General features: G+C 73.6%; 12 protein-coding genes. 3 read left to right on the top strand and 9 right to left on the bottom strand.

The genetic code is table 11. The annotated features are described in order from the left end of the window. Positions 1-13: 13 nt before the first annotated feature. Positions 14-1,429, bottom strand: coding sequence for a cobyrinic acid a,c-diamide synthase CobB (locus IEY73_RS20730; protein ID WP_189080924.1), 1,416 nt, complete (start codon positions 1,427-1,429; stop codon positions 14-16). 194 nt (positions 1,430-1,623) lie between these two features. Between IEY73_RS20730 and IEY73_RS20725 the strand changes: the two genes are divergently transcribed. Further along, complete coding sequence (locus IEY73_RS20725) at positions 1,624-2,526, top strand: SURF1 family cytochrome oxidase biogenesis protein (protein WP_189080923.1); 903 nt, start codon at positions 1,624-1,626, stop codon at positions 2,524-2,526. Positions 2,527-2,535: 9 nt separating this feature from the next. Beyond that, positions 2,536-2,979 carry a hypothetical protein gene (locus IEY73_RS20720; protein WP_189080922.1) on the top strand — a complete coding sequence of 148 codons (444 nt, stop codon included), beginning with the start codon at positions 2,536-2,538 and terminating at the stop codon, positions 2,977-2,979. 748 nt (positions 2,980-3,727) lie between these two features. On the opposite strand, the gene IEY73_RS20715 is transcribed toward IEY73_RS20720, so the two are convergent. Then, positions 3,728-5,311 (bottom strand): ATP-dependent DNA ligase, encoded by a 1,584-nt coding sequence (locus IEY73_RS20715; protein ID WP_189080921.1) that lies wholly within the window; start codon positions 5,309-5,311, stop codon positions 3,728-3,730. Between the two features lie 228 nt (positions 5,312-5,539). Here IEY73_RS20715 and serS point away from each other — a divergent pair, with 228 nt between their 5' ends. After that, a complete protein-coding gene (gene serS, locus IEY73_RS20710) occupies positions 5,540-6,832 on the top strand; it encodes a serine--tRNA ligase (protein ID WP_189080920.1) in 1,293 nt (430 codons plus the stop codon). 62 nt (positions 6,833-6,894) lie between these two features. Here serS and IEY73_RS34155 read toward each other — a convergent pair whose 3' ends face one another. The 7 genes from IEY73_RS34155 to IEY73_RS20675 form a co-directional block, all read right to left on the bottom strand. After that, the gene (locus IEY73_RS34155) at positions 6,895-8,436 is read right to left on the bottom strand and encodes an FAD-dependent monooxygenase (RefSeq protein WP_189080919.1); all 1,542 of its coding nucleotides are present in this window, start codon (positions 8,434-8,436) and stop codon (positions 6,895-6,897) included. Position 8,437: 1 nt separating this feature from the next. Beyond that, the gene (locus tag IEY73_RS20700) at positions 8,438-9,790 is read right to left on the bottom strand and encodes a dipeptidase (protein ID WP_189080918.1); all 1,353 of its coding nucleotides are present in this window, start codon (positions 9,788-9,790) and stop codon (positions 8,438-8,440) included. A gap of 18 nt (positions 9,791-9,808) precedes the next feature. After that, on the bottom strand, positions 9,809-10,885 hold the full coding sequence (locus IEY73_RS20695) for a M48 family metallopeptidase (protein ID WP_189080917.1): 1,077 nt from the start codon (positions 10,883-10,885) through the stop codon (positions 9,809-9,811). Positions 10,886-10,946: 61 nt separating this feature from the next. After that, positions 10,947-11,615, bottom strand: a complete 669-nt coding sequence (locus tag IEY73_RS20690; RefSeq protein WP_189080916.1) for a uridine kinase family protein — start codon at positions 11,613-11,615, stop codon at positions 10,947-10,949. Continuing rightward, positions 11,605-13,155, bottom strand: a complete 1,551-nt coding sequence (locus IEY73_RS20685) for a cobyric acid synthase (RefSeq protein WP_189080915.1) — start codon at positions 13,153-13,155, stop codon at positions 11,605-11,607. The genes IEY73_RS20690 and IEY73_RS20685 overlap by 11 nt, the downstream gene beginning before the upstream one ends. After that, complete coding sequence (locus tag IEY73_RS20680) at positions 13,152-14,120, bottom strand: cobalamin biosynthesis protein (protein WP_306661516.1); 969 nt, start codon at positions 14,118-14,120, stop codon at positions 13,152-13,154. Before IEY73_RS20680 ends, IEY73_RS20685 begins: the two co-directional genes overlap by 4 nt. Continuing rightward, positions 14,113-14,580, bottom strand: a complete 468-nt coding sequence (locus IEY73_RS20675; protein WP_229716005.1) for a hypothetical protein — start codon at positions 14,578-14,580, stop codon at positions 14,113-14,115. Before IEY73_RS20675 ends, IEY73_RS20680 begins: the two co-directional genes overlap by 8 nt. Positions 14,581-14,645 lie beyond the last annotated feature (65 nt).

Below are 14,645 nucleotides of genomic sequence, written 5' to 3'. Positions count from 1 at the left end.
CGTTCCCTTCACGTTACGGCTGTGCTACGACATTCGCCGACCCCCCATCGGGCAGTGCCGCGGCCAACCCCGCGTTTCCGTTCGTCGCGGCCAGCACCAGGCGGCGGGCGATCTCCGGTGCGGCGGCCCAGTGCAGACCCAACTGCGAGGCATGCACCCGCTGGTGGACGAACCCCTCCGGCTTGCCGCCGGACCACGTCCACGCCGGCACCTGCCCGGCCCGGGGCATGACGATCGCCCGGTGCTGCTTATAGCCGGTGATCCGGGCGCCGGCTGGAGCCAGCGGCGAAGCGGACGGCGCGATCGCCTCGCGGTACCCCGCCACCGTCCGGTCCCCGGTGCGGCAGGAGGCGTCCAGCACCCCGCACATCGGGCGTTCGTCAAGGTCACGCGACAGCCACGGCAGGCCGACACCCTCCGCGATCACCGCGCCGCCGTCCCGCGCCAGGCGGGCGACCGCCTCGCACAGCCCGCGGTTGGCGGACAGCTCCTCGGCGTACCCCTCGGGCAGCCCGGCGCCGACCACCAGCGCCCGCGTGCCGGCCGGCAGTGTCTCGTCCCGCAACGGGTCGACGATCGCCACGTCCGCGCCGGCCGCGTCGAGCAGTTCCGCGTTCTCCACGTACGTGTAACCGCCGCCCGGACCACCGGCCAGCGCGACCACCGGCCGTGGCGCGCACGGCTCGCCGCCCAGCGCCTCGGCGGCCGACCAGATCGGGCCGGGCAGCGACGGAGCCGAGTCGGCGAGTGCGAGCAGCCGATCCATGTCGACGCCGTGGGCCACCGCCTCACCCAGCCGTCGCACCGCCCGCGCCGCGTCCACGGACTGCTGGGCGACCGGCACCGGCCCGTGCCCCCGCCCCGGCAGCACCGCGGGCAGATCCCCGCGGCGGAACGCGCCGAGCACCGGCACGCCGATGTCGTCCATCGCCGCGCGCAGCATCTCCTCGTGCCGGGGTGACGCCACCCGGTTGAGGATCACCGCGCCCAGATGAACCATTTCGTCGAACATCCGGAACCCGTGCACCAGGGCGGCCACCGAATGACCCATGGACGCGACATCGACGACCAACACGACCGGGGCATGCAGCGCGGATGCCACGGCGGCCGTGCCGTCCACCTCCGGCTGTCCGGTCAGACTGTCGAACAGGCCCATCGCGCCCTCGACCACGGCGAGCCGGGTGCCCTCCGCCCCGTGCGCGAACAGCGGGCCGAGTCGCTGCGCGCCGACCAGTCGCGGGTCCAGGTTGCGTCCGATGCGGCCGGCGGCCAGCCCGAGGTAGGCCGCGTCGGTGTGATCCGGTCCCACCTTGAACCCGGACACCGGCATGCCCCGGGCGGCGCACGCCGCGAGAAGGCCGACCGCGATCGCGGTCTTGCCGTGCCCGGAGGACGGTGCGCTCACCACGAGGCGGGATTGGGCGGTCATGACAGGTCTCCCCCGGTTCTCCACGAACGTCGGCGTTCACCCGATTGAGGGCCGCCGACTGTCGGCACACTACCCGCCGGATGCCCGCACCCCCGCCAGGCGGCGACAGCCCGCCACCGCGAAGGTCACGGCCGTCTCCCGACCGCGGCCCGCGCCCGCCCGGGCCTCTCCCGGTGCGGGTAGCCTCGTGAGTCGTGTACCGGTTCCTGCTGACGCCGCGCTGGCTCGCCGCCGCCGCGCTGACCGTCGCCGCCTCGGTCACGATGGTGTTCCTCGGCAATTGGCAGTTGCACCGCTACCACGAGCGCAGCGCGATCAACCAGCGCATCGACGCCGCCGCGACGGCCGCGCCGGCGCCGCTCGACACCGTGCTCCCGGCGCCGGCGGCCAGCTCCGGGGTCGGTCGCGCACCGGGTGTGGACACGGCATGGACCAAGGTCGCCGTCACCGGACGGTACGACCGCACGCACGAGATCCAAGCGCGCGGCCGGACCGTCGACGGCTCGGTGGGATTCGAGATCGTCACGCCGCTGGTGCTGGACGACGGGGCGGCGGTGCTGATCGACCGGGGCTGGGTGCCGCCCGCGGCGGGTGGCGCCATCGCCGCGCCGCAGGTGCCGGCGGCGCCGACCGGACCGGTGACCGTGGTCGGTCAGGTGCACCTCTCGGAGAGCCGCCCGGCGCCGATCGAGCACCGCGACGGGCGCATCGACACGCGGCGGATCGCCGTGCCACGCTTGGCGGCTCAGCTCCCCTATCCGGTCTACGGCGCCTACGTGCTGCTCACCGAGCAGCGCCCAGCCGCCGACCCGGCATTCGTGCGGATTCCGATCGACCACGAGAACGCCTGGCAAAACGGCGGTTACGCGGTGCAGTGGTGGATGTTCTCGGTGATGGCCCTGCTGGTGTTCGGATGGCAGGCCCGCAAGGAAGCGCGCGGCGACACCGGCGCGACACCCCCGCCGGATCGCGTAGCCCAAGCCGACGCCGCTCGGGCCGACGCCGCTCGGGCCGACGCCGCTCGGGCCGACCCCGCCCGCGGTGATCGCGTGGCCCACGCCGACGCGGCCCAGGCCGACCGGTCGGCGGCCACGTAGGGTACGAAGGTGCCTTCCACACCGGACTCCAGTCCCCGAGACCCGTGGGCCGTGCCGGCTCCCGCCCCGCCGCCGGAAGCGACGCCGGTTCCGCCCGCTCCGGGGCCGGTGATCATCGTGGTCGGCGACATGGGCGTCACCTCCACCGTGGTGCACACCCCGGCCGGCGACATCCCACTGGCCGGGTCGGCCTGGCAGGTCAACGACTATTGGCACACCGAGCAGAAGATCCCCACCTGGGCGATCGTCGCGGCGGTCGCGGGATTCTGCGTGCTCACCGTGTTCAGCCTCCTCTTCTTGCTGGTGAAGCAGACGACCTACCGCGGCACCGTGCAGGTCACCGTGACCAACGGCACCCAGCAGTACGTCAGCCGCATCCCGGTCGCCGACCAGAACCAGGTCACCCAGATCCACCAGCAGGTCAACTACGTCAGGTCACTGGCCGCCCTATAACCCACGCCGCCCGCAGCCCCCACCCGCCCCGCCCCGCACCGCCCCGCGCCCGCACCGCCCCGCGCCCACGCCGCCCCGCGCCCGCACCACCCCGCGCCCGCACCACCCCGCGCCCGCACCACCCCGCGCCCGCACCACCCCCGCCCACGCCGCACCCGCCCGCACCGCACCGCACCCACCCGCGCGATCTTGAGGTTTCCACAGCCAAATGTCGCATTAGTGGCAATCTCGGCCCCACAAAGCCCAAGATCAATCCGCCCCGATCGTCGATCTTGGACTTTGTGGGGAGGAATGCGGCTTTCGCGGGGATCCTGGCCACCCGAAAGTCCAAGATCGCCGTAGCCCGAAGGCGCCACGCGACGGGACGCGACGGGACGGCACGGGACGGGACGGGACGCGACGGGACGGCACGGGACGCGACGCGGGGCGACGGGACACGACGGCACGGCACGGGACGGGACGCGGGGCGACGGGACGCCGCATGGGACGCGACACCACACGACGCCACGCAGCGGGACGCGGGGCCACGCGACGCAGCGGGACGCGGGGCCACGCGACGCGACGCCACGCCACGCCACGCGGGGCGACGCGACGGGACGCCACACGACGCGACGCAGCGGGACGCGACGCGGGGCCACTCGACGCGGACAGGCACAACTCACGGGTGGCGGGGGTCAAATCCAAGATCGTCGCGGAGGGGTGGTGACGGGTGCGCGTGTGGGGGGTCGCGGACGTCCCGACCGTCAGGTCACGGCGTGCCGCCGGCCTGCCGGACGGCGCCGATCTGCCGGACGGCGCCGATCTGCCGGACGGCGTCGATGGTGTCCGCCTCCGCCGCACGTTTGTCCTCGCGGTAGCGCAACACTCGGGCGAACCGCAGCGCCACCCCGCCCGGATAGCGCGGCGACCTCTGCACCCCGTCGAACGCGATCTCCACCACCTGCTCCGGACGCACGGTCACCACCCACCCGTTGTCCTCGACGGCCAGCTCGGTGAAGCGGGCGGTCTGCCACCGCAACAGCTCATCGGTCAGCCCCTTGAACGTCTTACCCAACATCACGAAGCCACCCGTACGCGGATCGCGGGCACCCAGATGCAGGTTGGACAGCCAGCCCCGGCGGCGCCCATGCCCCCACTCCACCGCGAGCACCACCAGGTCCAGCGTGTGACGCGGCTTGACCTTGACCCACGCGCCGCCGCGCCGCCCCACGTCATAGGGCGCCTCGGGCGCCTTGATCACCAGGCCCTCCTGTCCCGCCGCCACGGCCGCCGCGAACGCCTCCGCCGCCCGCTCGTCCGTCTGCACGGTGGTGCGGCCCACGATCAGCTCCGGCGGTGATGCGTCGGCCAGGGCGGCCCAGCGGACCCGGCCCGGCTCGTCGAGAAGGTCGGTGCCGTCCAGGTGCAGCAGGTCGAAGAAGTAGGGCACCAGCCCAGCCTCGGCGCCGGGGCGTCCGTCAGACGTCGGCCCGGCTTGCCGGCCACGGGTGGCCGCACGGCTGGACGTCTCCTGGAACGGGCGTGGCCGGCCTGCGTTGTCCAGCATCATGGCCTCGCCGTCCAGCACCGCGTCGCGCACCGGCAGGGTGCGTGCCGCGGCCACCACCCCGGGCAGCCGGGCGGTGATGTCGTCCAGGCTGCGAGTGAAGACCGCCACGTCGTCGCCGGACCGGTGCACCTGGATGCGGATGCCGTCGAGCTTCACGTCGGCGGTCGCCGGGGCCCCGGTGACCGCCAGGGCCGCTGCCACATCGGGCGCGCTGGCGGCGAGCATCGGCGCCAGCGGCGTGCCGACGCGCAGACTGATCGCGGCCAAGGCGTCGGCGCCACCGGTGAGCGCCGCCACCGCCACCGTCTTGAGATCGCCGCACAGCAACAGCGCCCGCCGCACCGCTGCTGCCGGCACCTGCGCGGCACGGGCCACCGCGTCGGCCAGCAGCCCGGCCTGCGCGCCCTGCCGCAGCTCACCGCCGAACAAGCCGACCAGCAGACGCTGCTCGTCCGCGGTGGCCGCCGCGAACAGGGCCCCCAGCAGAGACCGCCGCCGCGCCTGCGACCCCGGACCCGCGACCACCGCGATCTCCGCCACCGCCGCGTCCACCCCGGCCACCGTCAGGGTGGACGTCTCGGCCGGTGCCGGCCGCTCCCGCAAGGCGGCGTAGCCCACGCCGGTCTGCCGCTGCCGCAACTCGCCGGCCAGGTAGGCCGAGCCGGCCGCGATCTCCTCCGGCGCGAGCCTGCGCAGCGCCGCCGCCAGCAACTCGATCTTGGCCTTGCGGCCCGAGGTGGCGGCGACCGCGCCCGAGGTGGCGGCCAGGTCCTGGAACAGCACGGACCCATCCTGGCAGCCGGGTACGACAAGAGCGGCCGGGTTCGACAAGGGCGGCCGGGTTCGACAAGGGCGGCCGGGCACGACAAGGGCGGCCGGGCACGACAAGAGCGGCCGCCTCCCGCGAACGGGTCCGTTCCGGCCCAACGGGCGGTATCTCTGCCGACGAACGGCCGCCGTCTTGCTAGGTTCGGGCACGACCGCACACTCCGACAGAGGAAGACAACCGCCATGCATGACCCTCGCGCCCTGGTGGACATGGGCGCCGACGCCGTCCGCCGTCTCGCTCGTCGCGGCTACACCCTGGATCTCGAAGGGCTGGAGGACCTGCTGTCCCGGCGCAACAAGAGCATCCACCGCGCCGACGAACTGCGCGCGGAGTCCAAGCGGGTTGCGCAGGAGGTGCAGTCCGCCGCCCGGCAGGGTGCCGACACCGGTGAGCTCAAGCAACGCGCCCGCGACATCAAGGACGAGATCCGCGACGTCGAGGCCGAGCAGGAACAGCTCGCCGGCCGGCTCAACGAGCTGATGCTGGGCATTCCGAACCTGCCGTTGGACACGGCACCGGACGGCGACTCGGAGGACTTCGCGGTCGAGGTCCGCCGGCACGGTGACCCGCCCACCTTCGCGTTCCCGCCCAAGGATCACGTCGATCTGGGTGAGGCGCTGGGCATTCTGGACTTCGGCCGGGCCACCAAGCTGTCCGGGCCGCGGTTCTCGGTGGCGCGTGGCGCGGGCGCGCGGCTGGAACGGGGACTTGCCGCCTATTTCCTCGATCTGCACACCCGCCGGCACGGATATGTCGAGCATTCGGTGCCGTTCCTGGTCACGCCGGCCACCATGACCGGCACCGGGCAGTTGCCGAAGTTCGAGGAGGACCTGTTCAAGACGGGCACCAACAACCGCGATCTCTACCTGATCCCGACGGCCGAGGTGCCGCTGGCCAACCTGCACGCCGAGGAGATCCTGGACGCCGGTGACCTGCCGCTGGCGTACACCGCGTACACGCCGTGTTTCCGTTCCGAAGCCGGGTCGTACGGCAAGGACACCCGCGGCCTGATCCGACTGCACCAGTTCGCCAAGGTGGAGATGGTGCGGTTCTGCGCGCCGGAAGAGTCGCAGCGGGAGCTGGAGACGATGGTCGGGCACGCGGAGGCGTGCCTGGCCGGTCTGGGCCTGCCCTACCGGGTGGTCACCCTGGCGGCCGGCGACATGGGTTTCTCCGCCCAGTTGACCTACGACATCGAGGTCTACCTGCCCGGTCAGGGCCGCTATCGGGAGATCTCGTCCTGCTCGGACTGCGGTACGTTCCAGGCCCGCCGGGCCCGCATCCGGTCCCGCGACAAGGACGGCAAGCGGGGCCTCGTGGCCACCCTGAACGGTTCCGGGCTGCCCATCGGCCGGACTGTCGCGGCGATCCTGGAGAACAACCAGCGCGCGGATGGTTCGGTGGTCATGCCGCCGGCCCTCGTGCCGTATCTGGGCTTCCACACCATCGCCGCAGACGGCACCCCGCAGGTCTGACCCTCCGGCCGTCGCATCCGTTCGCCGGCTCCCGGCTCGTTCGGCGAGCCGGGCGCCCGCGCTCAGCGGCCCAACTGTTCCCGGCGGACACGCGCGAACACGTCCGCGGCCTGCCCCGGCCACGCTCGCGCCGCGACGAAACCGTCCGGCCGCACCAGGTAGAGCTCACCCGCCCGCAGCCGCGAACCCGCCGCCTCGGGGAAGACGTGCACCGGCAGTCCCAGGTCCGGCAGGTCGCCGGCATCCACCCCGCCGTACGCGTGCACCTGCCACCCGGGCCCGGCGATTCCGTCCATCGAGAGCACGTCGTAGTTGTCGTCGGCCCACGGCAACCGGCGGCCGACCACCGCGTCCCGGCGGCCACCGGAGCGGCCCGGCCTGCCCCGGCGGTCCTCCGAGCGGTGCCACGCGTCCGCGCCCATCCGGTAGTGGATGCGGGTCTGCGACACGTACTGGAAGAAGCGCGACCCGGCGCCGGTGCCCGGAAGCGCGCGCACCACCAGGGGCGCCACCAGCGGCACCAGCGCGCGGCGCACCGCCGGCCGGCCGAACCGCTGCGAGGTGACCAGGCCGAACAACCGGTCGGTGGTGGCCACCAGGGTCTGCGCCACCGGCCGACGTTCGGCCTCGTAACGGTCCAGCCAGACGTCGGACGCCCGGTCGTGCAGCACATCGGCGAGCTTGAACGCGAGATTGTGCGCATCCTGCAGGCCGGTGTTCATGCCCTGGCCGCCGACCGGGGAGTGCACATGTCCCGCGTCGCCGGCCAGGAAGAACGGCCCGTCGCGGAACCGGCGCGCCACCCGGTGATGCACGTTGTAGGTGGCGTACCAGCGCGCCTGGTCGTACGTGACCGCGAAGGCGTCCCTCATCCGCGCCCGCGCGTCCTCCTCGCCGATCTCGCCGTCGTCGTCGGCTCTGCGGGCCACCCCGATCAGCCGCCAGTTGCCGCGTCCTGCCATCGGGAAGGCGATCAGGAACTCATCGGCGCCGAGCCGCACGTTTATCGCGTTCGCCACGAGCCCCGCGGCGGCGGTCGCGTCGATCACGTAGAACCGGTGCGGGTTGGTCACGCCGTCGAAGGGGATGTCCCGGCTGCGGCGTACGACCGAATTCGCGCCGTCCGCGCCGACGCAGAACCGCGCGGTGACCGTGTCGCCGTCGGCCAGCCGTGCGCGCACCCCGTCCGGCGTCTCCTCCAGCGTGGTCACCGGGGTCTGCCAGCGCACGTCGCCGCCCTGCTTGCGCAGCGCGGCGTAGAGGATCTCCTCGTTGCGGCTCTGCTCCAGGACTTCGATGTACGGGTAGGGGGTGTGGCCGGCGCCGATCGGCCCGAGCGGGATCCGGCCGAACACCCGCGCGCCGAAGCCGGGCGCGAGCGCGACGGCACGCTGGGCGGCCGGTAACACCTCGTCGGCGAGGCCGAGCTGCCGATAGATCTCCAGGCTGCGCGCCTGCACCACCAGCGCGCGCGACTCGCGGGTGGGTCCGGGCTTGCCGTCCGCGACGACCACCCGCACGCCGAGCCGCACCAGCCAGTCGGCCAGCATCAGCCCGGTCGGGCCGGCGCCGACCACGAGCACGTCGCAGGAGTCGGCGGCCATGTCAGTTCTCCCGGGTGGCGGCCACGTTGCGCAGCAGCAGCGCCTCGGCCAGGCAGACCCGGGCGAACTCGCCCAGGTGCAGGCTCTCGTTCGGGCCGTGCGCCGCGGAGTACGGATCCTCGACGCCGGTGACCAGGATGGCGGCGTCCGGGAACAGTTCCTGGAAGGTGGCGATGAACGGGATGGAGCCGCCGACGCCCATGTCCACCGGCGGCACCCCGTCCCAGGCGTCGCGGAAGGCGGCGCGGGCCGCGTCGTACGCCGGGCCGGTCGCGTCGATGACGCACGGCGCGCCGCCGCTCTCCAGGGTCACCTCGATCCGCGCGCCCCACGGCACGTGCTTCTCCAGGTGGGCGCGCAGTGCGGCGTACGCCGAGGTGGGGTCGTCGCCGGGGGCCAGCCGCACGCTCAGTTTCGCCCGCCCGGACGGCACCACCGCGTTGGGGGCGGCGGCGGTGGGCGGCGCGTCGATGCCCAGCACCGCCACCGCGGGCTTGGTCCAGACCCGGTCGGTGATGGTGCCCGCGCCGATCAGCCGGACCCCGTCCAGCATCCCGGCCTCGCGCCGGAAGCGGTCCTCCGGATAGTCCACGGTGGCGCCGCCGCGTCCCACCAGGCCGTCCACCGCGACGTCGCCGTTCTCGTCGTGCAGGGTGGCGATCAGGCGGGCCAGCACGGTCAACGCATCCGGCACCGGGCCGCCCACCATGCCGCTGTGCACCGGGCTGTCCAGCGTGCGCACCTCGACGAAGCAGTTCACCAGGCCGCGCAGCGAGGTGGTCAGGGCCGGCACGCCGATGTCCCAGTTGCCGGAGTCGGCGATCACGATGACGTCGGAGCGCAACTCGTCCCGGTGCGCCTCGATGATCCCGTCCAGCGAGTCGGAGCCGTATTCCTCCTCCCCCTCGACGAACACCACCACGCCCACCGGCAGATCGTCGCCGAACGCCCGCAGCGCCGCCACGTGCGCCATCACACCGGCCTTGTCGTCGGCGGCTCCCCGCCCGTACAGCCGGCCGGCGCGCTCCACCGGCTCGAACGGTTCGCTGTGCCACAGCGCGGGGTCGCCCACCGGCTGCACGTCGTGATGCGCGTAGAGCAGCACGGTCGGGGCGCCGGGTGGGGCGGGACGGCGGCCGATGACCGCGGGCTGCCCGTCGCCGCGCACGATCTGCACCGCGAGGCCGCACCCGCGGAGCAGCTCGGCGACAGCCTCGGCGGACCGCTCGACGTGCGCGTGGTCGAACCCGTCGAAGGCGATGCCCGGAATGCGTACCAGCCGTTCCAGGTCGGCGCGGACTCCGGGCATCTCGCGCGCGATCGCCGCGCGCAGCTCTTCCTCGCTCAGGCTCATGCCGCCGATGGTAAGCCTTCAGCTCGTCGGCGGCGGGGGCGTCGAGTCGTCCGGGCGTTGGTTGCGGCCGGTGCCGGACATCCACGAGCGTGCGCCGCGCGCGGCCGAACCGGCGAGGTCGGCGGCGCCGTCGCCGAGCTTGCGGAGCAAGCCCACCAGGGGGTCCTGGGATTGCGTGAAGGCTTGCCGGTACGAGTTGGCGGCGGCCTTCACGTCGTCGGTCACAGACGCGTTGCCGTCACCGTCGCGGCGTGGATAGTCACCGGACAGGATCCGGGCGTATCCGCCGTCGTCCACCCACCGGCGCAGTTCCGCGGCGCGGGCCACCGGGACGGGATGCGTGCTCCACGCCGTCATACCGATCTTGTGGATGCTGTCCCGCAGGTCGCCACCGCTCTCGTATTCGGCGGCCTGCTCCAGGAAGGCCGCGGTGTCGATCTGTGACAGGTCACCGCCGCCCGCCAGCTTCATCAGCAGCCGCAGCGAGGCGGCCGGGTCCTGTCCGGCGAGCAGGCCGGCGCGGTCCGCGGACAGTTCCGCCTTGCGCCACCACTCGAACATCGCGGCGATGATCGCGCGCAACGCGATCGCTCCCACCGGCAGCCAGCTCAGGCTGGCCGCCCATCGGGTCAGGATCATCATGATGGTCTTGTAGACGGCGTGGCCGCTGCGCACGTGACCGATCTCGTGCCCGAGCAGGGCGCGCAGTTCCTCGTCGTCGAGCCGTTCCACCGCCGCTGTGGTGATCACCACGAACGGCTTGTCGACGCCGATCGCCTGCCCGTTGATCACCGGGGACTGCCGCACGTAGAGCTCCGGCAGTTCGGCGACGTCGAGCGTGGCCGCTGCCTCGGCGAAGATCTGGTAGACGCGGGGGTACTGCCGGTGATCGACTCGGATCGAGCCGGCCAGGAAGGACAGCCGGAAGCCGCGCTCGTTCCACATGCCGAAGAACGACTTCACGACGTCGTCGAACCCGCGCAGCTCGCGCAACGCGGTCAACGCACCGCGATCGGCCGGGTGCTCCCATGCGCGGGTGCTGATCTGCGTCAGCGTGGTCCGGCGCCGCGCGGGCCGGTTGTCGTCCGTCGTCATCGCTCGTCCCGTTCCCGCCGCCTCGGCGGCGTCTCGCAGGTGCGGGCCCGGACCACGCGCCTCACCGGCCCGTCCGGGCTGCCTCCGGTGACCGGTCCAGCCGCAGGTACCGGTCGTCGTGCGCCTCCGCCGCACCGTCGACCAACAGGTCGGCGTAGGCGGCCGTGTCGTCCGCGGCGAAGTGCCGGTCCTCGGCGACACGCCAGCGCTCAAGGTACGCCGCGAACGCAACGGGGTCACCGCCGTCGTCGCGGGCGAGCCCGCGTGAGAGGCGCAGGGCCGGCGGCGCGAGCACGAAGACGGACATGCTCAGCTCCGGCCGGATCGCCGCGCGGGCGGCGCTGACACCCTCCACGATCAGCGTCGCGGGCGGTTCGATGACCACCGGTACGCCGCCGAACGCGCCGCGATGCCACAGGTATCGCCGATACGTGGCGGTTTCTCCGCGCCGCATCGGTTCGAGCACCTGCCGTTCCAGCCGCGGCCAGAAGGTGAACTGGTCGTCCCAGCCGTCGAGCAGGTCGTCGGTGTGCACCACGGGCGCGGCGAGCGCCGCGGCGAGCCGTCCGGCGAACCACGTCTTGCCGGATCCGCTGGGCCCGTCCACGGCCACCAGCCGCACACCGCCGCCCTGCCGGCCACCGCCCAGCCGGGGCGGCCGGTCCCGGATCCGCGCGGCCAGCGCCGCGAACGTCTCCGTCCGGCGGCCGGGTTCCGGGTCACTCCCCACCGATGTCACCGCCCGGCGGCAGGAACGGCAGTCCCGGGGTCGGCCCCGACTCGATCAGGCGCCACAGCGCCTCGGTGTCCAGATGTTCCTCCACCAGGTCGCCCAGCGCGTCCAAGGCGTGCTCGCGCAGCGCCGCGTACCGGATGTCCGGCGCCACCCGGAAGCCGTGCCGCCCCGCCCGGCGCGCCGCATCGGTGAGGAACCGGCGCCGGAACTCGTCCGATTCGAACGCGCCGTGCCAATGCGTGCCGCACACGTTCCCCGCCACCGCACCCTCGGGACGCCCGTCGGCGTACCGCAGCAGCGGCTCCGGCGTGCCCCGTGCCACGTAACCGTGATGAATCTCGTACCCGCAGACCGGCACGCCTTCCGCCACCCCGCCCGCCACCCCGCGCGAGCGCGCCAGCGTCTTGTCCGGCCGGAAGGCGATCTCCACCGGCAGCAGGCCCAGCCCGGGCACCGTCCCGCGGCGGCTTTCCACCTCGTCGTGCAGCGTCGTGGCCATCATCTGGAAACCACCGCAGATGCCCAGCAGCGGCTTGCCCGACGCCGCATGCGCGCACACCGCGTCGGCCAGCCCGGTCTCCCGCAGCCACGTCAGGTCGCTGACGGTGGCCTTGGAGCCGGGCAGCACCACCAGGTCCGCGGCGGCCACCTCGGCGGGCTCCGCGGTCAGCCGCACCCGCACGCCCGGCTCGGCCGCCAGCGCCTCCGCGTCCGTCGCGTTGGAGATGCGCGGGAGGCGTATCACCGCCACGCGCAGCCACTCACCGCCGATCGGGGCGCCGGGCCGGCCCAGCACCGAGCCGTACGCCAGGGAGTCCTCCGCGTCCAGCCAGACGTCCGGGCGGAACGGCAGCACCCCGTGCACCGGACGCCCGGTGGCGGCGGTGATCATGTCCAGGCCGGGCCGCAGCAACCCGGGGTCGCCACGGAACTTGTTGATCACGAAGGCGCTGATCAGGGCCTGGTCCTTCGCATCGAGCAGCGCGACGGTGCCGAACAACGCGGCGAACACCCCGCCACGGTCGATGTCACCGACCACGATCGCGGGCCATCCGGTGTGCCGGGCCAGTCCCATGTTGACGAAGTCGCCCGCCCTCAGGTTGATCTCGGCCGGACTGCCCGCGCCCTCGCAGATCACCACGTCGTGCTCGCGGCGCAGCTCGGCCAGCGCCGCGAACGCCTCCCCCGCCAGGCGGCGACGCATGGCCCGAAAGCCGCCCGCGGTCACCGTGTCCACCGCCACGCCCCGCACCACGACCTGGCTGGACATGTCGCTGCCCGGTTTGAGCAGCACCGGGTTGAAACGGGTGTCCGGCTCCAGCCCGCACGCCGCCGCCTGCATCGCCTGCGCGCGACCGATCTCGCCGGCCCGCCCGTCGGCGCCCAGCACCACCATCGAGTTGTTGGACATGTTCTGCGCCTTGAACGGCGCCACCCGGACTCCACGCCGGTGCAGCCACCGGCAGATCCCCGCGGTGAGCACGCTCTTGCCGGCGTCCGACGTGGTGCCGGCCACCAGCAGGCCCCCGCTCACCGCCGCGCCCCCACTCGCCGCCGCGCTGCTGCCAGCGTGGCCGCACCGGCCGCCGCGGCCAGCCCCACCGCGCCGGAGATGCGGGCCGCGCGCCGCAGGTGACCGGCGGTCGGGCGCGGACCGTCACCCAGAAGGGGACGCGTCTCCACCCGTCCGAAGTAACGGTTGCGGCCGCCCAGGCGCACCCCCAGAGCCCCCGCCATCGCGGACTCGCACTGCCCGGCGTTGGGCGACGGATGGTCGTTGCGGTCGCGCCGGAACACCCGCAGCGCCTCGGCGGGCCGCCCGCCGGCCAGCGGTGCCGCGGCCACCGTGAGCAACCCGGTCAGCCGCGCCGGGACCAGGTTGAGCAGATCGTCCAGCCGGGCCGCCGCCGTGCCGAACCGCGCGTGTCGCGGCGAACGATGCCCGACCATGGCGTCCAGCGTGTTCGCCGCGCGATATCCGAGCAGTCCCGGCAGCCCGGCCACGCCGCCCCAGAACAGGGGCGCGACCACCGCGTCCGAGGTGTTCTCGGCGACCGACTCCACCACGGCTCGGGCCAGTTCCGACTCGTCCAGCGCCGACGGGTCCCGCCCGCACAGGTGGTTCAGCCGGCCGCGGGCCGCCGCGAGATCGTCGCCGTCCAGATGACCGTGCATGAGCGTCGCCTCCCGGCGCAGCGTGCGGCCGCCGAGCACCGCCCAGGTGGTCGCGGCCGTCAGCACCGCTCGTGCCACCGGACGGCGCCGGGTCGCCACCGCCACGGCCACCCCGCCCAGCACCGGCGCACCCACCGCCACCGTGGTGAACACGGCCCCCCGCAGCCGTGACGGCATCCACCACCGCCGCTCCAGCCGAGCGGCCAGCGCCCCGAATCCGGCGACCGGATGCCACCGCGCCGGGTCGCCGAGCACCGCGTCCAGTGCGTAGCCGGCCAGCAGCCCCACGGCGTCCGGCCCGGCGGCCGTCACCCGCTCAGCCACCGGCGGCTGTCGCCACGCTCACGTCGACGGTCCACACCGGCAGCGGGGCCTGCGGACTCGGCGCCACGAGGTCGGCCGGCTTGAGATCCCGGACGAACCCGGGCTCCCCGTCGCTGAGGAACTCGGTCACGATCGTGCCCAGGTCACGGGTCGTGAAGTAGTCGCCGTCGAAGGGCAACCTCGTCGGCGGGCAGGAACGGGTCGAGCACCGCAACTGGCCCGCGTCACCGTCATGCCAGACATAGAACGTCGCGGTGCCGCGGTAGCCCATGGCGTCGACCTGCCGACGCACCATGCCGGCGGTCTCCTCGAACGCCGCGACCACCTCGTCCACCGACAGTCCCAAGCGCTCCTGCGGCGAGGCACCCAGCCACCAGGTGTTCTCGAATTCCGCGTCCGGATCGTCCGGTCGCAGCACGATCGAGCCTTGAGGCACTTCCCGGATCTCCTGTAGCAGCACGCGTCCCAGTCTGCCGGGTGCCGCCGCGCCGGGCATCGAAGGGGGACACCGGCGCGGCGGCGGTC

Source organism: Mangrovihabitans endophyticus, assembly GCF_014646155.1.
In the GTDB taxonomy this organism is placed as follows: Bacteria; Actinomycetota; Actinomycetes; order Mycobacteriales; family Micromonosporaceae; genus Actinoplanes; species Actinoplanes endophyticus.
The sequence above is the reverse complement of the archived record's forward strand: the minus strand, read 5'-3'. Positions and strand labels throughout refer to the sequence as shown.